Here is a 24,245-nt window from a genome sequence, read left to right as displayed (position 1 = left end):
ATACCAGTAGCCAGGGGAGGACGTACGGGAGCATGGAAATTGATTCCGTGAAATAAATTGAATGATGCTAATAAACTAACTTAGAGCTCTTCGGAGTTATTATTGGTAGCACCAATTTTATTATGGGATTTCTTATTACCCACAATAATGACGGGGCGTGGAACATTTGTTTTCTGTACGAGATCATACCAGAGCTACCCAAAGATTCAGATTCCTTTTTACAAGTACTATGGCACTGAAAACACGGTTTATATTATTCGAATGCTGCAAGAAACGTTAATTTAAATTGATTTTTTCTTTTTTTTCAAAAATATCTTGAATTCCTCTTTAGATATATTTGATTTCATCGCTTCCTTTACTAGTTCAATCCATTCTTCAGAAAGATCTTGATCCTTATTTACTTTTTTTGTCATGCTTATCCCCCCTTTTTTTAGAGTATGCTTTTTTTACCGTTTATAGGTATTATCTAATAATTGACCAATGTCAAATGTATCATGTTGGAATTTTTAACAATCTCTTCAATAGCTAAAGTATATTATAGCTAAACAATTCGCCTTGCTTTGTCACACTCACCCTTAAAACTTTACGTTTAATAGTTTATTCTTTTGAGGGTATCTTTATTTAATATACATCTGCCATTCAATTTACAGGTATACAACTACTATTCACCATTATTCCATACTGTTAGAACAGGGTTTTGTTATAGATTGATTCAACGATAAGTATGGTTTCAAAGCTATCTCATCATCCATCATAGAGAACATCAAGGCTTTAAAGAAATAGTCAATTGAATCTTTACTGAAGGTTGATTTATAACATTGGAGCTACAAAGATGATGATAAGCACAAACTCTTGCTGGCATCGGAATACTATATGTGATTATTCAAAAAAAGAGGAACAAGTCAACTGGATGACTTGTTCCTCCTTCTTATTTTCTGTTTTTAATAGAAGCTAAGTAATACCAATAACTTTAGACATTATTTTTTGGGTCAAAGAAAGTTGGATAAGGCGTTATATACTTTTCCTGATAATTTTTAAAATTATTAACCTGGAACTCGGGTATGAAAACCTTAGAATAATGCTGCTTGCAAGGTATGGAAGTATCTTTAATTAAATCTCGGCATTTTTTATCTTCAATTCTTTCAACCATTTTCGAAACGGATCTTTTAAAGGACGTGCCATTCAATTGGTTTAGAAATCATCAAAAACTACTCAGGGTTTGACGACTTTATTCTATTATATAAATTTCACTAACAGTCTGATCATTGGAACAATTATTTATTACAAATACCTTGATATTCCCTAGATAGTCTTGCCTATCTATATACTGTAGAGTTTGAGAGATTTTGCTTTCTTCATTATGTGCGGCAATAAGGATTGTGATCTCTTCATTGGGAGATTAAGTTTTAAAGGGAGGTTGTCTATCTAAGATAAGGCTGCTTATTAAAAAAGAATTCAAATATCCAGGGATGTATGAAATACCTCCAATTATAAGTAAAGCAAGAGGCAAAGATACGATATTGGCTAAATCCTTTAACCAAGGAAGTGCAAGGTAAATAGAAAAGCACAACCATAGAAGAGCAAAACAGTGACTTATCCAAAACTTACCGTTTACCGTAATGTACAGATTATTTCTTCCGGATTTTAATTCTGGATTAATTGGTCTTAATATAGGCTTCATATTCAGGAACCTTTCTAAGTTAAAAGTTTTCGAGATAGTAGTGTTATATAGACTTCAATGTAAACTGATTGAACATAGCACATCTTTTAAAAGTTAAATATCTTCAACAGAACAAGGTCTTAGATACTAAGACAACCACCTATATTAAAGATATCATTCAAAAGCACTAGTGCTTTAAGATTATATACACAGTTATTCAGAGTTGCAATTGGTTTTTAAAAACATTTTCATTCTCAATGAATAAAGAATTAAATAGTTGTGTGAGACAATGGAAGTTTTAAGGGCATGGAGCCAATTTGTATACCGAATCAAGCGGGGTTTTATAAAAAATTGATTGATAGTTCCTTTTCCCTTGATAAAATGCATTTAGCATTTCCGAGTTAATGTCTTATCTATTTTGAAGCCTTCAAAAGGACTACTTCATAGGGGATGTTATGGTGCTGACGTTCTATCACGGCTACGGTTATCATATATCGATATAAAAAGGTCAGCCAGAAATATTATCTGGTTGACATTATAATTCGAAGGCAGATTAGTTCAACTAAATTCCGAATTAACTCAATAAACTACGACTATGAAGGTAGCTTGAATTCAGGGTTATTTTCAGGGTATCGAAATATTAGCTTTCAACTTCATAAATGAGCCGAGATTCCGATAAATGATTGGTGAGTAAAATGTTAGGGGAATCTATGGTTTAGGAGATGTAAAGAAGTGAAAATTAAAACGAGGTTAATAACTACAGTATCCATTCTTATTGGAACCATTCTAATACTGGGGAGTTTTGCTGTTTATGTGATAGATGCATCATCTGAAAGAAATTCAATACTTCAGGATAAGATGGAAATTCAAAAGAATGTAATTGGAATTCAATATCGCCTGGCAGGTGGCCTCGATTGAGGAGGTTTCGAATGCAACGAGTTCCTTGAGCAGATTGGCCGAGGAATTGCAAGGGATGATATCCCGTTTCAAGGCTTAACTAAGAAAAATGCCTTGAAGCGATTAGGTTTTGGGGTATGTTTTAAAACGATAAACGATTTTTAGAAACTATTTATCTTATTATTTGTCATACTATAAAAGTTATGGTCATTATGTACATTGCTACAAATAAAATGACCCTGTAACTTCGGTAGAAGGGGTGCTTTTTGTTGGGAACGGAAAGTGCAACGAACTCAATAAGAATATTTCATTGGCTTATTATTTATTTTAACTCTTTACAGGTGAATCCATCATCAAAAGTATTTTGTCCAACAAAAAATTTACTATCAAATTAAGTAAATGATATTGATAATAAGATATACATAAACGAAGGAGTAAAATAAATGAACGGGCAAAAAAACTCATATGATAGCTTAATTGTCATATTTATATATATATGTTTATATTATTCTTGGATAATAATTTGGAAAAACGAAACAGAAATCCTGACTTTTGGTGGGAATCTTTTATCTATCTTCGGTTGCCTTTTATCCTATTTATGGTTAGTTAAGGCTTTTAAGGTGAGTGGGGGTGTGAAAAGAACATTTTGGTTTTTACTGTCACTTGGGTTGCTAAGCTATTTAATTGCTGAATGTATATGGTTTGTTTATGAAAATGTAATAAAAAAGGAGGTACCTTTTCCAGGGTCTCCCGACATATTCTATACCTTACAGACCTTCTTTTTTCTTGCGTCATTTATATACAAAATTTCAAAAGAAAAGCGCAAGCATCAACTTGTTAAATTCCTTTTTGATGTTGCCATTGTTTTGACAGTTGCATCCACCTTCAGTTGGCATTTTATTATTATTCCGATACTAAATCCAGATGTTCCAACATTCTCTTTACTTATTTCTCTAGCATATCCAATTGGAGATTTAGTCCTTTATTTTGGATGTCTAAGTATTTTTTTTGGTCTACGCAAAGCTTTTTCTAATGAAGAAATATTTGTATTGTTATTAGGTTTATCGATTCAATTTTTTTCTGATTCCTATTATTTATATCTAATCTCCATTGATAGCTATACTTCTGGATGTTTAATAGATCCGTTATTCATCATAGGACTTATGTTGGTTGGATTGTCTGCTACTATTACGAAAGAAAAGAATAGGGAGACCACCAATACAAATAATATAGAAATAGTAAATGTCCAAAGATATACGTTAACACGTCTTTTAATTCCTTATTTAAATATATTTATCCTATTAATATTCATTATGTTAAAAGAAAATGGAAACGATGCTTTTATCATCGGCTTAGGTGTATCCATTATTTTAGTCATAATCCGTCAAATTCTAGTAATATTAGAAAACCAACATCTATTGATTCAGTATTATAAAAAAACAGAGGAGTTAGAGATAAGTGAGCAACGTTATAAATCTCTTTTTGAATACCATCCAGATGCTGTATTCGCCTTAGACTTGAAAGGGAAATTTGAAAGTGTAAATGCAACTTGCTCCAAATTACTGGGTTATGAAAAGTTAGATTTAATCGGAGTTTTATGCCAGAAATTTATAAGCAAAGAGTATCAGACAATTACAGCCGAACATCTTTCAAAAGTAAAGGAAGGAACACCTCAAACCTATGAGGTCACCATTCGTAATAGAGATGGTAACCCCTACTACGTGATCATAACCAATATTCCAATTATGGTGAAAAATAGGATAGTTGGTTTTTTTGGTATATTTAAGGATATATCGGAAAATAAAAAAAATGAAGAAAGAATTAAGTTTATGGCTTATCATGATTCTCTTACAGGTTTACCAAATAGGTCATTATTTGAGGATGTATTAACAAAAGCTGTAACAGAAGCCAAAGAAAAGAATGAAATGTTTGCGTTAGTGTATATGGACCTTGATCGTTTCAAAGTAATCAATGATACGCTAGGACATGAAATTGGCGACCAATTACTTGTTGCTGTAGCAGACCGATTAAGAGATAATCTTCGGGATAAGGATACGGTTGCAAGGCAAGGTGGAGATGAATTTACTATACTAATTAAAGAAATTTCCAGTAGAACGGAAGCAGAACTAAATGCACAGAGTATTATTCAAGCGTTTAAGGAGCCACTTATTGTATATGGACATGAAATCATAGCTACCCCAAGTATCGGTATGGCAATTTATCCATTAGATGATGAAGATCCCAAAATACTAATGAAAAAATCAGATATCGCTATGTATTTCGTAAAGGAAAATGGTAGGGGCGATTTTAAACTATTCGATGATACTAACAAAGATTTTTCTAAAAAATTAATATTGGAAAAAGATATTAATGATACTCTCTTCAAAAATCAACTCTTTCTACAATACCAACCACAAGTAGAAGCTAAAGAAGGGAAAATGACTGGTGTTGAAGCGCTACTCAGATGGAACCATCCCCAATTTGGTGTCATTTATCCAGGAGAGTTTATTCCAATTGCTGAAGAAACAGGAGTCATTCTCCAAATTGGGGAATGGGTACTCAAGGAAGTTTGTAATCAAGTGAAAATATGGGACGAAATGGGTTACCATATAAAAGTGGGGGTAAATCTTTCACCCCGTCAATTACAACAAGAAAATATTACAAAAAAAATTGAGGATATTTTAAATGAAACGAAGATTAATCCAAATTATATTGACCTTGAAGTAACAGAGGCAGCAACCATGAATAACATAATTAATATTATTCCTAAGCTAACTGCTCTGAAACAACTGGGTGTGAAAATCTCAATTGATGATTTTGGAACTGGTTATTCCTCACTATCGTACCTAACGAGGTTTCCAATTGATACTTTAAAAATTGCACGGGAATTTACAAGTCGAATCGGAAATGATGATATGAATCATGAGATAATGATATCAATTATTGAGTTAGCTAAGAAATTAAATTTAAATGTTATTGCAGAGGGTGTTGAGACAAGAAATCAAGCAGATTTTTTAAAAGGGATCAATTGCAATGAAATACAAGGGTATTTGTTCGGTAGACCTTCGTCTCCTGAGGAAATAGAGAAGACGTACCTAAAAAAAGATACATCTAGCACAATCCTTAATAGGTAAAATGGTTACAACTATAACACTACATAAATTCTACTGTGAAATCCTAATGGCTCTTATTAAAGGGGACATTGCATAAAAGTTCAGTGGCATTTATATTAAGTTCTTTAGAAGAATGAAAAATGGTGGTTATAATCATATTAGAGTATTAACTTTCTTATAAATCTAACAGATACCTCGCTCCGAAATAGAAGGTAATGATCTGAAAACACTCCAATGTAACTCCAATCAACGAGGGCTTGAAATGATGATTCGTATGTCAATGAATAATAACGATACAAAGTCTTTGTTCTTCCAGTTCAGAGACTTTGTCTTTTTTAATGCAAATTAAGTTTTTTTATAAATAGGTCTAGAAAATTTTAACTAGGTTAAGAAGCCACCATCCTCGAAGGGGTGCTAAAACAAGGAATTCACGGTAGTTGTTGAAAATCGTAATTAATTGTACTGAAGCTTTTTTTCGAATTGGGGAGATCGTTTTAATCATTATATTGAATCTTCTGGCCAATCTCTAGATCCACATAAAGGCCTGGGTACTTTTGTAAAGGGTTTATCAAGATACTTATGGAATTATTAAAACATAGTATCGTAAGGGGGAAAGTATATGCAAACCTTGGAAAAAATCAGCGATCGATGTTGGTATCAAACACCTGTTTCAGAAACGGATAGACCTATTCTAGGTGTAGTAGTTGGAGATAACAGGTCATTAATGATTGATGCAGGAAATTCAGAAGCACATGCGAATTGTTTTCTTAAAGAGCTTAAAGAACAAGGTATTCCACTTCCAAGCATCATTGTACTTACACATTGGCACTGGGATCATATTTTTGGTTTGTCTGCTTTGAATATGCTGTCTGTTGCGTCTATTCAAACGAAAGCTAAAATTAAGAAACTTGTCTCGTACGAATGGACAGATTCTGCTTTAGAAGAACGTGTGAAATCGGGATTAGAAATTGAGTTTTGTGCCAATGCAATCAAAAAAGAATTTGGAAGTGAAAGAAATATTAACATTTCATTACCAGATTTAGCTTTTGAACAGAGAATGGAGCTTGATCTAGGAGGAGTATCTTGTCTTTTGCAGCATGTAGGTGGCAATCATTCCCCAGACTCTATCATTGTCTATATCAAAGAAGAAAAAATACTATTCCTTGGCGATTCTATTTATGCAGATATCTATTCAAAAAAAAGGAATTATACGACTCAAACTACGATTGAATTATTAGACAAAATCGATCAATTTGATGCTGAAGTCTATGTCCTCTCCCATTGGAAGCCAATTTCGAAGGAGGAATATCAGAAAGAAGCAATACTATTAAGGACTGTAGCCACCTTGACAGATAAATATGAGGGACGCATTGAAGATATAAAGAAATCTTATCAACTCAAGCTAAATAGAGAGCTAAATGAAGAAGAGCTTGAAACAATTGGATACTTTGTGAACGGATTTGAAATAAATAGTTAGCTTAAGAGATCAGTCCTCGAGGCTTATAAGATTCCTATCTTAGTTAACGGTGGTATATTATAAAATTGTACACGATGCCTTTCTTGGTGAACTAATTGGTGCTTTCGTTCCAAAGATCATAAAAGAAGACTTACAATGAAGTGAACCAAGTCAAATTTGGAAAAAGACCAAAATAAAAGGCTGATTGATAAAATTATTGATCCAATGAGTATTTTCAAAGTAAGACCCTCCTTTAATTCAAAAATTAAAATTATAACTAATATAGCACATTTATGAAGATGCTTTTTATCCGTTACACTGCCTTTATTCGTGTCTCCATAAATAGTAAGATTTCAGGAAAATATTTCCTTGAAATCTCAACTAATGACATGATTTAAGGCTTATCTTCTTTATTTTCAACAATACTTCAAGTATCCTTAATTTGAATAGCAACTACTGTAAATGAGGGATAAGCCGTGAAGCAAATATATAGTGATGTCATACAATTTCGGGGTACACATTATGAGTTTGGATACATGCAAGGGGAGGAATTAAAAGAATCACTAACGGTAAAGAACCGTGAAGATCAGTGGAAGATCAGGCAGCCGAGGTTTACGGTTGAAGAAGAAGAGGTCAAGAGAGCCATTACACGATTCGCCCCTGGAGTTTGGGAAGAATTACTGGGGTTGCAAGAAGCACTGAAATGGCCAATGGACCGCGTGCTGCAAGAGTTCGGTGGATACCGATTGGATTATGTCCGGTCGGGATGCTCCATCATGACAGGCGATGATTATCTCATTCGCAATTATGATTACCACCCGAAGACTTATGAAGGACGCTATGTCTTATTCCAGCCAACCGATCAAGGGTATTCAAGCATCGGCCCGAGTCAGCGAGGGACTGGCCGGATGGATGGAATGAATGAAAAAGGGTTGGTGATAGGCTATAACTTCATGAATCGCAAGAACCCTGGTGATGGTTTCATTTGCTGCATGATTGGCAGGCTGATTGTTGAATCTTGTGCGGACGTACAGGAAGCGGTCGCGATGTTGAAGGAAATCCCGCATCGTCATTCTTTCACTTACGTCGTCTATGATAAAAGCGGAAGTACCTATATTGTGGAAACCTCTCCGAGAAATGTAGAGGTGCGCACGTCAAATGCCTGTACCAATCACTTTGAAATCATGAAAAATGAAAACCGTAACCATCTTATCGATTCGAAACGCCGATTGGGTATCATCCAAGATCATGAAGGGAAGCTTGCATCTGCCTACGATGCTTATCGGTTGTTTAATGATACAAACCAAGGAGTCTTTTCGGATTTATATAGCAGCTGGGCGGGAACGATTCATACCTCCGCTTATTTACCTAAGGAGATGAAAGCTTGGATTGCATTGGGAGGGAACCAGGAGCCGACTTCCTTAGATTTTGCGAAGTGGCTCGAAGGGGAAGATGTTAAATTAGAACGAATCAACGGTGTAATTGATACGGATATTCCCTTCGTGCACATGGATGAGGGAGCGAATTGGTTTCGGAATTGAACGTTTTTAAGTGAATTTCAACGGTACGTTATTAACTGGCCCAATCCTTTGATTGGGCTTTTGTTGTTCTACTTTTAGGAAAACCTGGTACTATTTATTAGTGGGTGTTACCGTAATATAATAGGATAGAGTAAAAGAATTAGGATGGGGGACAGGAAGCTGGATTTGTGTGCCGTACTTGTACAATGAATAAGGGGATGAGAGAATGTTTTCGACAGCTATTGGATGGTTTCGGTTTATTACAATAATTGAGGGAATCTCATATGTTCTATTGCTTGCCATTGGTATGCCCGTAAAGTACATATTGGATATTGGGGAAGCAACACTCATTTTAGGCAGCATCCATGGTTTCTTGTTTGTCGTGTTTGGGCTTTTATTACTTTATGTGAGCATCATATCAAAATGGTCCTTTTTAAAAATGGCGATGATTTTCATCGTTTCATTCATTCCATTTGGTAATTTTGTTATCGACCGCAGGCTTCTGAAGCAAAGTTAAATACTTTTACTTTAACGTCTTCCATATAAATGGAAGGTGTTTTTTTATGGATTTAAGCTTCCTGTAAGGTTGGCACAAAGATGCTGTAAGAATGAGCATGTAAGATAAATGTATCAACAATACTGAAGAGGTGAAACAAATGGAGCCATTATTAAAAGTGGAAAATATAAAAAAAACGTATGGTAAATCAAGCGCTGCCTATACAGCGTTGGAAAATATATCTTTTGACATTCATGCAGGGGAGTTTGTAGGAATCATGGGACCTTCTGGAGCGGGGAAATCGACATTGCTCAATATGTTGGCAACTATCGACTCGCCGACTGAGGGGAAAATTTATATGAATGATACGAGCATTCACGATATGAAAGGGGCGGACTTAACGGATTTCAGACGTAAAAATCTTGGTTTCATCTTCCAGGACTACAATTTGCTAGACTCATTGACTGTGAAGGAAAATATATTATTGCCACTGGCGATTGCGAAAATTCCAGCGAAAGAAATTACTGCATTGGTGAATCGTATTGCTAAAGTATTTGGGATTGAGGATTTATTAGCTAAATATCCATACCAAATCTCCGGCGGGCAAAAGCAAAGAACAGCGGCAGCCAGAGCGCTTGTGACAGAGCCTGCATTGATCCTGGCAGATGAGCCAACAGGTGCACTTGATTCAAAATCGGCAACAGGTCTGCTGGAAAGCTTAAGTGAACTAAATGAAAAAAATAATTCCACCATCATGTTGGTGACACATGATGCATATGCCGCAAGCTTCTGCCGGCGGATCATTTTTATCAAGGATGGTACGCTTTCAACAGAAATTTATCGTCGTGGCAAATCACGTAAAGCTTTCTTCCAAGAAATCATGGATGTCCTTGCAACAATTGGAGGTGAGGTAGATGACGTTATTTAGTCTGGCGAGAAAAAATATTGCCCGGAACCTTTCCCAATATTTTTTATATATCGCATCCATGGTATTTAGCATTATCATCTACTTCACATTTGTAACATTGAAATATAGTGATGCAGTTGCAGAACAGACGGCTTCATCACAGAAATTAGGTTCATTAATGAGTGGTGCGGCCGTCATCCTGATTTTTTTCGTTGCCATTTTTATTGCCTATTCCAATTCATTTTTCATGAAAAAACGTAAAAAAGAAGTGGCATTATATGCATTGCTTGGCGTACGTAATCGTCAGATTGGCTTCATGCTCTTCTTTGAAAACCTATTGCTAGGCTTGGTTTCATTAGTTGTGGGGATATTACTTGGATTTCTTTGTTCAAAAGGGTTCATGACGATCTTGATCTATTTAATGGGCTATGATGTCATCGCTCCTTTTACATTTTCGGGATCTGCAGCTTTGAACACCTCTATTGTATTTCTTATTATTTTCTTGGTGACATCATTCCAGGGCTATCGGTTGATTTATCAATTTAAACTAATTGATCTTTTCCATGCATCGAAAAAGGGGGAAGCGGCTCCGAAGCCATCTATGATTGTAGCCTTTCTGGGAATTTTCCTGATTGTCATCGGATATTGGTTGGCGATGCAAGATCTTTTTACTTCTAAAGTGTGGGAAAAGATTGGCTTTTTGATGACGGCACTCATTATTTTGACAACTGTTATTGCCGGTACATTTTTATTGTTTCATAGCGTGACAGGCTTTGTGTTAGCCGTGATTAAGAAAAATGAAAAATGGCTATGGAAAGGCCTGCATCTGATGACGGTCTCGCAATTGCTTTATCGCATTAGGGGGAATGCCCGGACTTTGACCGTAATTGCGGTGTTAAGTGCTACAACGGTAACGGCAGGAGGTGCGGTTTATGGTCTTTATTACAACGCGAATGACCAAGTTATGACCGTTGATCCGAATACCTTCATGTATCAGCAAATGGATGTAAAAAGCGATCATCAAGTCACCGCCGTTTTGCCAGATACAAAGTATGATGAAAATGTCGAAGCACTATCTATCACATTTAATACGAAAGAACTTAGCGAGGAATCAGCATTCGATAACTCGGATAAAAGGATTTACACAGTAATCGATGAAAGAACATATAACAAATTGGCAGATGTACAAGGTAAGGAAGCATTGCATGTGAATCATGGCAAAGCAGTCATTTTAGATATTGGATATGACAAAAGATTCTCACCTGAATACAAGGACAAGACGATTATGACAGAAAACAACACGGCAATCACATTCCAAAGCTTTAAAACACAAACGGTTTTAAATGCCAAAACAACAGGCATTGCAGTGGTTGTATCGAATGATCAATTTAAATCATTGCAAAAAGAAGGGGAAGCCCTGAACTATCGTGTTATCGGTGTTGACCATGCTACCGTGGATTTATCTGAAAAAATATCAAAACAAATACCTGAAGAAGCGCTATTTTCCAGTGCCCCTCAAGATTTTCAAGCAAGCATCGAAAGTCTAGGCTCATTGCTCTTTATCGGAAGTTTTCTCGGACTGGTTTTTTTAGCGGCAACAGGCAGTATCATTTACTTTAAAGTTCTAACGGAGGCTGAGGCAGATAAATCACAATACAATATGCTTCATAAAATGGGCGTTAACGCAAAAGAAATGCGGAAATCCATTGCATCACAAGTGTTTGTAATCTTTTTCGTTCCGCTGACAGTGGGGTTATTACACAGTGCGGTCGCTTTAAAAGCCTTCTCGGGCTTATTGATGATGGACTTGGCAAAACCTGTGTTGATCTGGATGATCGCTTATACGGTTATTTACGGTCTGTATTATATCTTAACGGTAGCTTCCTATAATCGTATTATCACACAAAATAATAAAACAGAAGGATGAATATGATGAAAAAAATTCTTATGGTAGTTGGCATTTTGTTTATACTCGGAGCGGCAGGAGTATTCGCGCTTACTAAAATTGACTTTAATCGCATGAATGCCGATAATTATTATTTGCAAATTACAGAGGATGGGGTGCAACATGAAACCAAGCTCGATGATGGTTCGGTGATGACTTACTATTCTTATAAACTTGACGCCAAAAATGCAGATGGTGAAATGATACCGCTTGAATTCACGGCACAAAAAAATCTTCGAAAAGATGCTTACTTAAAGATGTACGTGAAAAATGATGATGAAGTTTCGTCATATGATGAAGTGAAATTTGAGGATATTCCCAAAAAGGCACAACCAAAATAAATAGGAAAGAAGGGCTATCTGTAAGGTAGGACAGCCCTTTCTCTGTAAGAAAAAAATTATAAAAGTATCGTGATGGTCGTTCCCTTATTTTCAATGCTAGTCAAATCCAGTTTACCTTTATGAGCCAGGATAATGTCCCTTGCAATGGCCATTCCTAAGCCGGTCCCATGTGTACTGGCAGTATTTGTACCTCGATAGTATCGTTCAAAAACCTGTCCCATATCTTTCGAGGGAATACCACGGCCATTATCGGCAATGGTAATTTGGGTATGATGTTCTGATTGTAGATGAATATCATCAATTTGAATTTTCACGACGACATTTTCATCATTATGTACGAGCGCATTGTAGATAAAGTTAAAAATCGCCCGTTTCAGTAAATTTTTATCGACTTTATGTGTTGCTTTATCCACATTTGCCTCAAATTCGACCTGTCGATCACCAAATTGTGAATCATTTAAGAGCTCGATCGTCATTTCTCTTATAAACCCAACGATATCAACATCTTCAAATTGCAAAGGAAGTCGATGGTTGCGTAAACGCATCGTTAAATTGAGGTCATCCAACAAATCTTTCATATATACGGACTGTCTATTAATAACGGATGTAAACTCATACAATTCTTGTGGTGTTAATTCAGTGGCATTGTCTTTCATCAATTCTGTATAACCATGGATCGAAGCAAGTGGTGTCTTCATGTCATGAGAAACATTGCTAATCCATTCCTCACGCATTTGGTCAAGTTGATCACGTTCTTTTTCATACTGATCTAACTTTACCGATAGTTCATTCATATTGTGAAATACATCTTCATAAACGCCTTTTGGTATACTCATCTTTTTAAAACGTCTTTCACGAAGCTGCTGAATTCCTTCTATTAAAGTGTTAAGTGGTGTCGTTAATCTTTTACCAAATAATAGGCCAATGACTAGGGCAATAATAATATCCACAGTTAAAAACAGTAAAAGTATGATGTTGAAGTACTTTAAAATGTGAAAATAATTATAGGACAGTACATATCGGCCTATTCCTCGATCCTTAACCCCTATAAAATAGCTGAAATCATGAGCTTCGCCGGCAAAAACAGTCGTCTCTGCATCAATTTCTTTATACTTATACATTTGGACGATTTCAACAGGAGAATATACGGTTTGCAATTTTTGAGGTGTGTAATAGGCTGCTACTTGTTCACCCTTATCATTCAAAAATTGTATCCAGGCGTTTGTATTCCGCAGTTTTTCCAGTCCTTCTTCATTTACCATTGGTTTGTCATCTATTAGTTCTACATATTGTGAAAAAGATCGGCTAAAGTTCTCCGCAGATTCCTCTTCCGTATCGAAATGAACAAAGAGTAAGCATAAAAGTAAAATTGTATTTACGATCCCCACGATTACAACAATTGTCACAACGGATCCTAAAAAGCGCCGTGTCAATTTCCACTTCATCTTGTTTCACCCTTGGTCTGTAATTTATAACCAAGCCCTTTTACGGTTATTAGAAAAGAAGGCTTTGAAGGATCTACTTCGATTTTTTTGCGTAAACGGCGAATATGGACCATCACTGTATTATCAGAGCCAAAGAAATCATCGCCCCACACATGTTCAAACAAAGTTTCCTTGCTCAAGATCTGATTCGTATGATGCATGAAACAGCTCATCAGACCGATTTCTTTAGCTGTGAGCTCAAGCGTTTTGCCATCCTTTTTCACTTCATTTCCATTTGAACTAAGCTCAAATGGACCAATTTGCAATTTTTTCGGTGAGGTTTTATCCTCTGTATAGCCCGCCCGCCTAAGCTGCGCCTTTACTCGATAGGCAACTTCTTTCGGACTGAATGGTTTGGTAATATAATCATCCCCGCCAATCGCCAACCCTAAAAGCTTATCAATTTCCTCATCCTTTGCCGACAAAAATAAAATGGGCACATTCGACACTTCACGAATTTGCTTGCATAAGTCATAGCCTTCACCATCTGGCAGCATGATATCCAGCAGGACTAGTGATGGATCGAACTTCTGAAACTTTGCCCACCCATCCGCAATCGTCCCCGCCGTAATAATATTCGGGATACCTTCTTTATGTAAAACTGTCTCCATGAGACGTGCCAAATCTTCTTCATCGTCAATAATTAAAATCCACTGATCATTAGACATTCTTCTACCTCCCAAACATCAATCATACCCTACAGTATAGAGTACCCCTTAAGAAAAAATAAGGGGAGGAAAAGATTTTTAACGAACTCTTGCCATTGATTTCACGAAAAAGAATGAAAAAACGAAAGTACCATTACTTTGGATCAGGATTCTGATGCCTGGTTCTTATTTATTTAAGGGAGTTTCCGAAAGAAGGTCGTGCTTCATACTGATTTGGTAAAGGTTGTATGATAAACTGTTTAAAGAATTGTCAGGTGGATTATGCTAAGTAATGGGATTTTAGGAATTCGTTCCAACGTACGTAGCGAATGTGGAAGAATAAAAGGAGAAATATATAATGGAAACAAAAAAGGTGTTACCCGTTCTTTTTTTAGTGATGTTTTTAGTCATGGTCGGATTTGGGATCATCATTCCCGTCATTCCGTTCCTTGCTGAAAAGGTTGGTGGCAGTCCTACAGAGCTTGGCCTTTTAATGGCTGTTTATTCACTGATGCAATTATTTTTTGCCCCGATATGGGGACGTATATCTGACCGGATAGGGCGTAAGCCTGTCATGATTATCGGGATTGCTGGACTGGCCCTTTCGTTTTTCATCCAGGCTTCGGCAGATTCCCTATGGGTATTATTTGCAGCCAGAATCATTGGCGGGATTTTGTCATCGGCAAACATGCCAACCGCAATGGCGTATGTGGCTGACATCACGACGCCGGAAGATCGTGGAAAAGGGATGGGAATCATCGGGGCCGCCACAGGGCTTGGATTCATCTTTGGACCGGCGATTGGCGGGGTATTCTCCAAATCAAGTTTGAACCTGCCGTTTTACATTGCTGGAATATCCTCTTTGATTACTTTATTCTTAGTGATTGCGATACTGAAGGAATCACATACGGTAGAGAAGAGGGCCCAACAGTCAAAAAATAAAGAGTCCATGTGGAAAGCCTTTAGAGGGCCTCTTAAAACCATGTTCTTTCTGCAAATGATCGTCACACTTTCAATGGCAGGACTAGAAACGACTTTCGCCTACTTTGCAGCCAAAAAGGCTGATATAAGTCTTGTGCAATTAGGCTATATCTTTATGATCATGGGGTTTGGGAGTGCAATCGTTCAAGGTGGATTAGTGGGCAGGATGACAAAGAAGTATGGGGAAGGCGCGGTCATCCGAATGGGAATCATCGTCTCGGCAGTCGGTTTCATTCTCATCCTGTTTTCTTCCGGTTTCTGGACATCGGCGGTCTTCCTGACGATTTTCGGAGTGGGTAATGGGTTCATCCGGCCTGCCATTTCGGCACTGCTTACCAAAAGTTCCATGTCGGGCCATGGCAGTGTCACGGGATTGCTATCTTCCTTCGACTCGTTCGGCAGGATTGCCGGTCCTCCGATCGGCGGTTGGTTATTTTCGATTTCGATTGATTTACCATTTATATCGGGTGCCATCCTTTCCGTTTTTGCTTTGATTCTTTTTCAGCTATACCATGCACGGACACAGACCAAACAGGTCCAGGCATCTCATTGATATAATGATGGGCAAAACCCCCCATTTCTAAAAATGGGGGGGAATTGCGAGCGGTGCTTGAATAGCACCGTTTTTTTATTGAATCATATTGAGGAATTTTCGTGTGCGCGCTTCTTTAGGGTTTGTGAAAATCTGCTCGGGTGTTCCCCGCTCCATTATTTTTCCTTCATCCATGAAAATGACTTCATCGGCGACTTCACGGGCGAAACGCATTTCATGGGTTACCACGATCATTGTCATGCCTTCATCTTTCGCCAGGTCTTTCATGACCTGCAGGACGTCTCCCACTAGTTCGGGATCCAAAGCGGAAGTGGGTTCATCGAATAGCATGACCTTAGGCTCCATGGCCAGTGCCCTTGCAATTCCGACCCGTTGCTGCTGACCGCCGGACAATTGAAACGGATAAAAATCGATTTTTTCACCTAAGCCCACCTTTGTAAGCAGGGCAGCTGCCGTTTCTTTCGCTTGTTGTTTGGCTATGTTTTTTACAATGATGGGGCCTTCCATTACATTTTCCAATGCTGTTTTGTGGGGGAAGAGGTTATAGCTTTGGAAAACCATCCCTGTTAAACTGCGAAAAGATGTAATCGAATTTTTTCTAACGGGTTTTTTGAAGTCCATTACCGTTTCATCGATCTCAATCGTCCCGTCCGTGGGCACCTCAAGGAGATTCAAACACCGAAGAAAGGTTGTTTTACCTGAACCGGAAGGACCGATCAATACTATGACTTTGCCTTGCTCCACTTCCAAATCGATGCCCTTTAATACTTCAAGGTCACCAAACGATTTATGAAGATTCTTAATGTTGATCATTTTAAAATCTCCTTTAACTACTTCGGTTCTTATTTTGCTACATAACGATTAAGTCTCTCCTCTAAACTTCCTTGAATGAAAGATAGAATCGTACAAAAAATCCAATATAAAGCAGCCGCTTCCATGTAAAGCAGCAGAAATTCATAGTTTTTTGCTGCGATCTCTTGAGCTTTACGGAATAATTCCGTTACAAGAATGAGTGATGCAAGCGATGTATCTTTTAAAAGGCTAATGAACGTGTTGGATAATGGGGGAACGGATACCCGTGCTGCTTGCGGTAAAATGATGCGCTTTAACGCTTGGGTATATGTCATCCCGATCGAATAGCCTGCTTCCCATTGCCCTTTTGGTATCGATAAAATGGCTGCTCGTATAATTTCCGAGGCGTATGCTCCAACACTTAGTGAGAATCCGATTATAGCCGATATAAAAGGACTTATGGTGACACCTAAATTTGGAAGTCCATAGAAAATGATAAATAATTGCACAAGTAAAGGTGTCCCGCGGATGATTGACACATATACACGCGCAATTATTTGAAGAATTCTAATGGAAGATAATCTAGCCAATGCTGTGAGTACAGCGAGAATAAGGCCGAGAACAAATGAAATTAGCGTTAGTGGAATCGTATATTGAATAGCTCCCTCTATCATGGGATAGAGGGAGGTTTGAGCGATGGAAACAAGCTGGTCCAGACGCTCGGGGTCAGTGAAAATATTACTTAGGAGAAACATCTTCACCAAACCATTTATCCGAGATCTTCGCGTACGTGCCGTCGTCTTTCATTGCTTTAAGTGCTTTATTTACTTCTTCCACTAATTTGCCGCTGTCTTTTCTGAACATTAAACCACTTGCGACTCCGGTTTCTTCCTCATCAGCCACTTTGATAGGTGCATCCGGATGTTGCTTTTTGTAATCAAGGTAAGATAATTTGTCATTGATCGTCGCATCTACACGTTTAGAACCAATAAGCTGTACGGATTGTGAAAATCCTTCAATACCTGTAACTTTAGCACCATGTGATTTGGCTAGATCATTGTAGTTACTCGTTAAAGATTGTGCAGAGGTCTTGCCTTTCAAATCATCGAAGGATTTAATATCCGAATTATCTTTGTGTACAAGCAATACGGCTCCTGATTGAATATATGGGTCAGAGAAATCATATTTCTTTTGACGGTCTTCATCGATGCCCACTTGGTTTGCGATCATATCGAATCGTTTTGCATCCAAGCCTGCAAACATGCCGTCCCATTGTGTTTCCTTGAATTCAGCTTTCACTCCAAGGCGTTTTGCCACTTCTTTAGCAATTTCAACATCAAACCCCGTAAGTTTATCTGAATCATCGTGGAATGTGAAAGGAGGATATGTACCTTCTGTTCCAACAGTTAATACGCCATCTTTTTTGACTTTATCATATAGACTTTCTTGTGAAGAAGATTTATTGCCGTTATCGTTTGCCTCATTTTTTGTATCGGTACCACAAGCGGTAAGTACAACCGTGAAAGCTAACAATAGCGATAAAAGTGCAACCATTTTTTTCATTTGGGTAAACCTCCTAGTAATCTGATAGGGATTGATACTCTGTGATACTATACAAGAAAAGGAAAAAAGTCAATGAAAATAACTTATATCATTAGTGTTAATGAAACTTGGTGAATTATACGGTTTTTCATGCAACGAAGTGAAATAAAACGAAAGGGAAGGGAAGTGTGCATTAAGATTCTAAGGGGTCAAAAAGCCCCTCTTCCGCTAATTGGAAGAGGGGCTTTTTGAAGCCGTCCAGAACTATTGCAGTATTCTTTTTAACTTAGTGTTTACCATGATTATTTATCCTCTACGCTGACGAATATAGGATTTGAATAGAACCAAAGGTCTTTATAGTTACGTTTGTTTATTTCTGAAAAACGCGTTTCGTTATCCTCGATTTCAGTCTTTTTATCGATCAGCGGTTCACCGTCCATCGTTTCTCCAGAGACATTTTCCCCTAGGTTCGTGCCACGCAAACGGAAATATTGATCCTTATCGGCCTTGACTTTGTAAGTGATGGCATGAAAACCATCGCGATCGGTTTTCCAGTCTTTAATTGTAAAGCGTTTAACCACTTTTGTCGTATCATTGGTGGCTTTATTATAAGCAGGTGTTCCAGGAACTGCTTTCCCGGTTACTTCACCGGAAATTAAATCCACGTGATCTACCTTGACGGGGTCACCGTTATTGTTCTTTTCGGGGCTCTTAAATCTGACGGTGATCTTGACCGTCTGTCCTTCCTTCACTATAATGTCCCCGCCCATATCCACCGTGTTGTTTCCACTTTTAGCTTGAAATTCAAGGGCATCGATCAAATCACCAAAGACGGAAAAGGATTTCCCGGATCGCATGCCATCAAGGACAGATTTTATTGATGAGCCATTTACCCATGTATAATTCTTGGAATATTCTCCTGGCCAGTAACCGCTGGAGTATAGGCGGTTTTCACTGATTTCAAAATGGGAGTCCGAATTGGAAAAATTCCAGAACTTACGACCTTCCCCAAGTAGCGCATCCCATGCACCTCCTACCTTAGCGAGCATGTAATCGGAACCGCCATATGTCCGGTTTTCGGGTGTCGTCAGATTTAAACCGCCTCTGTCCGGCTCCATCTGGTTACCTGGCATACCTTCAAATCCGAACATGACATCAGGGGCGATATTGTTGAAGTCGCGAAAATCAGATATGCTGTACACCCTCTTTCTTGATGGATGGTTCAATATCGCATAACTTGTATTCTTATAATTTTTTTCGAGCCATGCCAATGCCGTTCGGGCATCCTCGGATGTTTTATTGGCTCTTTGATCCTGTGACTTCCAAATGGCTACATCCTTAGGATCAAACATCTTTTCATCCTGGTTGGTGAACAGATATTCGAACTGATTGCCAGCTTTCAGACTTTTAGGTGAGTCCGGCTGATCTCCCAAAATGCCTATGCCGACATGCTCGTATGTGGGCATGTCCCATTCGAAGCCTGAAAAGATGACTTTATTTTTAAATTTGCCCTCTTTTTGCAGTTGTTTTATTTTGGGGGCTTGATATTGAATGATTCCCTGAGACAGCGGTATCGGCCCTCCTGGAATCAAATTACCTTCATCATCCCTCGAAGACATCCTCAAGTGATCGGAAATCCCCATCCAATCCATGCCATAATTATCAAATGCGTTATTCAGCAAGCTTTCAAGGCTCTGTGATCCATCGGCATCATCGGACTGAGTGGTATGGGCGTGATATTCCCCCTTCATCCATCTGCCTCCTGGATTTGTCTGATTGTCTTCTGCATCATTTGCTGAAACCGCGGCCGGAAGACCCTGAAAAAGGATGGCCAGGCTTAGAACCGATACTGTGAAAGCCCTGAACTTATTAATCATTTTTACTGACACCCTCCATATATTGAAATAATATTGAACAAGCTAATTTTATTGTAAAAATATTAAGAATCCGTTTGGGGTGAGTATGGTTTATGTAAATGAAATGACCGTTTTGCTTCCATTATCTGATTTTGGCAGTGACAAGGCTTTGAAGTTGAAAGGGAAAGAAGGGGAGGGGCTTGAAACAAAAAAAGGTTGCAGAGATAATTTTCATTCTCTGCAACCTTCGACAGCCATTATGCCGTACATATTATTTAGCTTTGAGTAGATTGATCTGATCTACAGTTTGATTTTTCCCAACGATGCATTGCAGTTCATAATTTCCTGTCTTGTAAATGTAGTTGATTTCATTCGTACTGGAAATGTGGCGTATTTCGTCAGCACTGCCGAGTTGATTTCCTAATACTTTAGGTGTGATGCTTCCTAGGTTATGATCCCGTTCTACATTTGTCCCAAAATACCGGATTTGTGAGATGGTCTTATCATCGTTATAGGCAAATGCAAATCCTGGTTGCCCCATTTCTGCATGGTAATAGTCAAAAGTTTCATCTGTGTTACCTGGTTCAGGTGGAGAACCAAATGTCTCATATACTTCTTTTTGGGTGTTTTCATTAATCTTCAAACCCATGGCAGTATAAGGCATTTCTCCTGAAAAAGCTTTGTTATAGATTTCATGTAAGGTGGTAAGAGCGTCTTCCTTGGCAATGGCAGAAGCGGAATCCATTGTAGATGCAGCCTCAACCGGTTCTGTTGAAAATGATGGACCTGCCCCTAAAAGAGAACCGGTCAGAATGAAGGCGCTAACCATTCTTGCCGTTGGTTTTTTAGATAACATTTCTTATCCCTCCTATATCATTACTTTTCCACAATTTTCTTGCATGAAACATTTTTTTCTTGAAGATGAATTGGATTAGCATGGACTTAAGGGAATTTCAGCTGCATCTGCGGCACCAGTTGATTTTAAGTAAACATATCAAGTTGATCTCTAGAAACATGTTTAGCAAGCATCCTCATCACCACAAGTTTAAATATTTCTATTTATAACACTAAAGAGTGCCTGAAGCGGACATCCAAATCGTACAAGCAAAAAAAGAACTGCAGACAAACACGATTTTCATCGAGTTGCCTACAGTCTGGGTGCTTCAGCATGAGGAAACACCTTTGAAAAAAAATTGATTAATCCCAAACGCTTATTCTAGGGACTCCAGCAGTTCTTAAATAGTCCAATAATTGACCAGTATGTACTGACTCATGATAAGCGATTCTTAGCAACATGTCTCCTAGATCCCTGATATATCCTACATCAGAGCGATCGATTCTAATATTGGTTAAATCGTCTTCGCTGAAGGATATGATTGTTTCCAGAAAGTCGCGCCTGTAAGGTTCAGCAAAGTTTAATTCCGTTTCCACGGAGATAAGTGGCTGTTTTTCATATGGTGATTCATAAACTTGTAAGCTGCCTTGATTTTTAATGGATAAATGATAGTAATGCTCACTATCAAGGACATGTCTAACCATTTCTAAACAGCTCATTGCCTTGTCGTCCGGTTTCCAATGGAGTGTGCCTTTAGGTATTGAATTCCATAGTTTAATGTTTCTTCTTCTAACCTCTTCCAGATTTAAGATGATTAGCTCTATCGATTTCATCATATCTCCCCTTTTAGCAGGTATACAATCACTATACAGTAATGGGTTTATTTTGAAAATATAGAAAAATATCATGGTTGGGGTGTTGTTTCATTGCAATTCCTTCCAATATATATAGGAACGCTCCTGTTTATTCATGGAAGATAAACGTTTGATATGGTTATCTAGTTTTTACTGGTTGGCCTTTTTACTGGGGACTCTACTATCAAGCCAAGGAATGACAAACTTGGCACACTGTTTGTTCAATACAATTGCCTTGAATACATGGAAAATAGCATGAATAAGAAGCATCGGAGAGAGGAGTGAAATTTAAAGAAAGGTTGAAGGGACTACAGGGAAAATGCCTATGAATCCGTGTGGAATTTACAGGCTTTCCTTCCCTGGTTGTTCATTGCATGGAGGAACATATATCCCGATAATCCTAATCTCACTAATTAGCATTAAAATTTGGAACATAATCCTAGTCCGAGGAGGGTGAAACGGAATGTATTTTGATCGATCTTTCTTTTTATTTACGCTATAAACTTATAGAGACCCTTCTTAAATCAGTGATTGAATTAGAATGTCATCATGATAAATAAAAATAGGTCTAAAACCAAGGGCTCTAAACTTTTGCAATGCTTCATGGTTATTTTTATTAACGAAACCGGACACAACAAGGATTCCTTTATTTCTTACATATTCTACTAATTTGGGTAAAAGGGCTTGCAGAATTCCCTTTCCTCTATATTTTTTGTCAATGACTACATAATTAATATGAGCCACTTTATATAAATAAAGATTATAACAAATGAATCCCACTACTTTACCTTTATCATTACAAATCACAAGTACCTTGTGTGACTTTTGCAGAATTTCATTCACTTTATCGGAAGAAACCCGAAAATTTTTTACGGTGATCTCCGTTAATTTCTTTATATCCTTTTTAGGTTTCCAGTCTCGAAAAAAATACATCATAACTTCTCCTTTATCTCTATTAGGTATAACAGTTATTCACTAGACATATATAGCTGGTCATAACACGGAACCCCTTTAGATTAGTCCAAAGGGATTCCATGTTAATATCAAAAAAGCAACCTTCTAATTTTCAAATTCTTTGACAGAAGTGGGTTGCTTGATGGAAGTAGGTTCCTTAATTGAAGTACCTCTATTATTGTTTAATAAATTTTGTAAGACTCTTCTCAAGGCAGACCTAAGGCTGCTATTGCCAGTTCCGGAATTACCCGTTCCAGAATTAACAGCTCTTCTTAGCTTTTTGTTTGACACTGAAGTCATCCCCTTTGTTTTATAAATTTCCACATTACTAATTTATGTGTAATTTTCCCTTTTGCTTGGACAAGTTCACCAATTATTGCACAGCGGCAGGAGTTGCTACCATTTAATGTAATAACATGGTATAATCTATGTGAATTCTTTCACATAGAAGGCACTCGTTATTATTCATTCTTAACTCATAAACGAAAGTGGGTTGGTTATATGCTGAAGAAAGTGGTTTTAGCTGGCGGGACTGGTTTTGTCGGTCAATACTTTGAAAAGCATTTCAGGAATTTAGGGTATGAGGTAAGGATCATTTCCAGACAATTCCCGCATATTGGCTGGGGAGATAAAGAAGGAATAAGGGAAATGATCGATAATTCGGATATGTTAATCAACCTAGCAGGAAAAACGGTCAATTGCCGCTACAATGCCAAGAATAAGAAAGAAATATTGGATTCACGAACCGATACAACTGAAGTGCTAGGTAAGGCAATTGAACAATGTGAAAATCCCCCTTCACTATGGATAAACTCAAGTACGGCAACGATATACAGGCATGCTGAGGATAAACCAATGACGGAGGAGGATGGTGTAATCGGTTCAGGCTTTTCCGTAGATGTCGCGAAAGCGTGGGAGCGCTCATTTTTTGATTTCCGATTACCGAAGACGAGGCAAATCGCTTTACGGATCGCCATTGTATTGGGGGATGGGGGAGTGATGACCCCATATAGGAATTTGGTTAAATTCGGACTGGGAGGCCATCAAGGATCAGGAGATCAGAAATTCAGTTGGATACATATAGAAGATTTATTTAACATTGTCCTTTTTCTGAGAAAGAAACAGGAGCTGAGCGGGGTGTTCAATTGTTCATCACCGCATCCAGTTACAAATCGTGAATTGATGTCTCATTTGAGAAAGCTCATGAATATTCGGATAGGACTTCCCTGTCCAACTCCCATGCTTGAAATGGGGGCTTTCTTTATGGGGACCGAAACGGAATTGATATTAAAAAGCCGGTGGGTCATACCTGAGAGATTGGAAAAGGCGGGGTATACATTTAAATTCAATCATCTTGATGATGCTCTCGAACAGATACTGATGAATTCTTAATTTACTCGAGAAAGATTGCT

Annotated in this window: 22 protein-coding genes; 10 read left to right on the top strand and 12 right to left on the bottom strand. The window is 37.8% G+C overall.

The features are described 5' to 3' along the window. Nucleotides 1-281 precede the first annotated feature (281 nt). Both J7I96_RS00895 and J7I96_RS27810 read right to left on the bottom strand, forming a co-directional pair. Nucleotides 282-413 carry an anti-repressor SinI family protein gene (locus J7I96_RS00895; protein ID WP_214773614.1) on the bottom strand — a complete coding sequence of 44 codons (132 nt, stop codon included), beginning with the start codon at nt 411-413 and terminating at the stop codon, nt 282-284. 815 nt (nt 414-1,228) lie between these two features. Beyond that, on the bottom strand, nt 1,229-1,372 hold the full coding sequence (locus tag J7I96_RS27810; protein ID WP_311380698.1) for a hypothetical protein: 144 nt from the start codon (nt 1,370-1,372) through the stop codon (nt 1,229-1,231). 1,020 nt (nt 1,373-2,392) lie between these two features. On the opposite strand from J7I96_RS27810, the gene J7I96_RS00885 reads away from it, so the two are divergent. From J7I96_RS00885 to J7I96_RS00850, 8 genes are all read left to right on the top strand, one after another. Continuing rightward, nucleotides 2,393-2,578 (top strand): hypothetical protein, encoded by a 186-nt coding sequence (locus tag J7I96_RS00885; RefSeq protein ID WP_214773613.1) that lies wholly within the window; start codon nt 2,393-2,395, stop codon nt 2,576-2,578. Between the two features lie 422 nt (nt 2,579-3,000). Continuing rightward, entirely contained in the window at nt 3,001-5,691 is a 2,691-nt protein-coding gene (locus tag J7I96_RS00880) for a DUF4084 domain-containing protein (protein WP_214923240.1), read from the top strand. Nucleotides 5,692-6,289: 598 nt separating this feature from the next. Continuing rightward, nucleotides 6,290-7,147, top strand: coding sequence for an MBL fold metallo-hydrolase (locus tag J7I96_RS00875; protein ID WP_214923243.1), 858 nt, complete (start codon nt 6,290-6,292; stop codon nt 7,145-7,147). A 455-nt stretch (nt 7,148-7,602) separates the two neighbouring features. Then, nucleotides 7,603-8,667: a C45 family autoproteolytic acyltransferase/hydrolase gene (locus J7I96_RS00870; RefSeq protein ID WP_214773610.1), complete on the top strand. Its 1,065-nt coding sequence runs from the start codon at nt 7,603-7,605 to the stop codon at nt 8,665-8,667. Between the two features lie 205 nt (nt 8,668-8,872). After that, the gene (locus tag J7I96_RS00865) at nt 8,873-9,163 is read left to right on the top strand and encodes a DUF3817 domain-containing protein (RefSeq protein ID WP_214923245.1); all 291 of its coding nucleotides are present in this window, start codon (nt 8,873-8,875) and stop codon (nt 9,161-9,163) included. Between the two features lie 139 nt (nt 9,164-9,302). Beyond that, entirely contained in the window at nt 9,303-10,070 is a 768-nt protein-coding gene (locus J7I96_RS00860) for an ABC transporter ATP-binding protein (RefSeq protein WP_214923246.1), read from the top strand. Continuing rightward, nucleotides 10,057-11,976 (top strand): ABC transporter permease, encoded by a 1,920-nt coding sequence (locus tag J7I96_RS00855; RefSeq protein ID WP_214923248.1) that lies wholly within the window; start codon nt 10,057-10,059, stop codon nt 11,974-11,976. Before J7I96_RS00860 ends, J7I96_RS00855 begins: the two co-directional genes overlap by 14 nt. A gap of 2 nt (nt 11,977-11,978) precedes the next feature. Then, on the top strand, nt 11,979-12,335 hold the full coding sequence (locus tag J7I96_RS00850) for a YxeA family protein (RefSeq protein ID WP_251029066.1): 357 nt from the start codon (nt 11,979-11,981) through the stop codon (nt 12,333-12,335). 56 nt (nt 12,336-12,391) lie between these two features. On the opposite strand, the gene J7I96_RS00845 is transcribed toward J7I96_RS00850, so the two are convergent. Together J7I96_RS00845 and J7I96_RS00840 are read right to left on the bottom strand one after the other, a co-directional pair. Continuing rightward, nucleotides 12,392-13,780: a sensor histidine kinase gene (locus J7I96_RS00845; RefSeq protein WP_214773606.1), complete on the bottom strand. Its 1,389-nt coding sequence runs from the start codon at nt 13,778-13,780 to the stop codon at nt 12,392-12,394. Then, the gene (locus J7I96_RS00840; protein WP_214923250.1) at nt 13,777-14,487 is read right to left on the bottom strand and encodes a response regulator transcription factor; all 711 of its coding nucleotides are present in this window, start codon (nt 14,485-14,487) and stop codon (nt 13,777-13,779) included. Before J7I96_RS00840 ends, J7I96_RS00845 begins: the two co-directional genes overlap by 4 nt. A 337-nt stretch (nt 14,488-14,824) precedes the next feature. Between J7I96_RS00840 and J7I96_RS00835 the strand changes: the two genes are divergently transcribed. Next, on the top strand, nt 14,825-16,000 hold the full coding sequence (locus J7I96_RS00835; RefSeq protein ID WP_096338978.1) for an MFS transporter: 1,176 nt from the start codon (nt 14,825-14,827) through the stop codon (nt 15,998-16,000). Between the two features lie 75 nt (nt 16,001-16,075). Here the strand turns inward: J7I96_RS00835 and J7I96_RS00830 are convergent, their stop codons facing one another. The 8 genes from J7I96_RS00830 to J7I96_RS00795 all read right to left on the bottom strand — a co-directional run bounded on the left by J7I96_RS00830 (nt 16,076) and on the right by J7I96_RS00795 (nt 23,124). After that, a complete protein-coding gene (locus J7I96_RS00830; RefSeq protein WP_063595123.1) occupies nt 16,076-16,813 on the bottom strand; it encodes an amino acid ABC transporter ATP-binding protein in 738 nt (245 codons plus the stop codon). 29 nt (nt 16,814-16,842) lie between these two features. Next, entirely contained in the window at nt 16,843-17,547 is a 705-nt protein-coding gene (locus J7I96_RS00825; RefSeq protein ID WP_214773799.1) for an amino acid ABC transporter permease, read from the bottom strand. Then, nucleotides 17,531-18,355 (bottom strand): amino acid ABC transporter substrate-binding protein, encoded by an 825-nt coding sequence (locus J7I96_RS00820; protein WP_214773603.1) that lies wholly within the window; start codon nt 18,353-18,355, stop codon nt 17,531-17,533. The genes J7I96_RS00825 and J7I96_RS00820 overlap by 17 nt, the downstream gene beginning before the upstream one ends. Nucleotides 18,356-18,636: 281 nt before the next feature. Continuing rightward, complete coding sequence (locus tag J7I96_RS00815; RefSeq protein WP_251029065.1) at nt 18,637-20,211, bottom strand: S-layer protein; 1,575 nt, start codon at nt 20,209-20,211, stop codon at nt 18,637-18,639. A 250-nt stretch (nt 20,212-20,461) separates the two neighbouring features. Then, complete coding sequence (locus tag J7I96_RS00810; protein WP_214923253.1) at nt 20,462-21,046, bottom strand: YjgB family protein; 585 nt, start codon at nt 21,044-21,046, stop codon at nt 20,462-20,464. 341 nt (nt 21,047-21,387) lie between these two features. Further along, complete coding sequence (locus J7I96_RS00805) at nt 21,388-21,858, bottom strand: DinB family protein (protein ID WP_214923255.1); 471 nt, start codon at nt 21,856-21,858, stop codon at nt 21,388-21,390. A 540-nt stretch (nt 21,859-22,398) separates the two neighbouring features. Further along, a complete protein-coding gene (locus J7I96_RS00800; RefSeq protein WP_215048039.1) occupies nt 22,399-22,815 on the bottom strand; it encodes a GNAT family N-acetyltransferase in 417 nt (138 codons plus the stop codon). Between the two features lie 123 nt (nt 22,816-22,938). After that, nucleotides 22,939-23,124: a hypothetical protein gene (locus tag J7I96_RS00795; protein ID WP_127777322.1), complete on the bottom strand. Its 186-nt coding sequence runs from the start codon at nt 23,122-23,124 to the stop codon at nt 22,939-22,941. Nucleotides 23,125-23,334: 210 nt separating this feature from the next. On the opposite strand from J7I96_RS00795, the gene J7I96_RS00790 reads away from it, so the two are divergent. Then, nucleotides 23,335-24,225 (top strand): TIGR01777 family oxidoreductase, encoded by an 891-nt coding sequence (locus J7I96_RS00790; protein WP_214923260.1) that lies wholly within the window; start codon nt 23,335-23,337, stop codon nt 24,223-24,225. Nucleotides 24,226-24,245 lie beyond the last annotated feature (20 nt).

The sequence above is a fragment of the Bacillus sp. ISL-78 genome (genome assembly GCF_018613455.1).
GTDB lineage: Bacteria > Bacillota > Bacilli > Bacillales > DSM-1321 > Peribacillus > Peribacillus frigoritolerans.
This window is presented reverse-complemented; position numbering and strand designations above follow the sequence as displayed.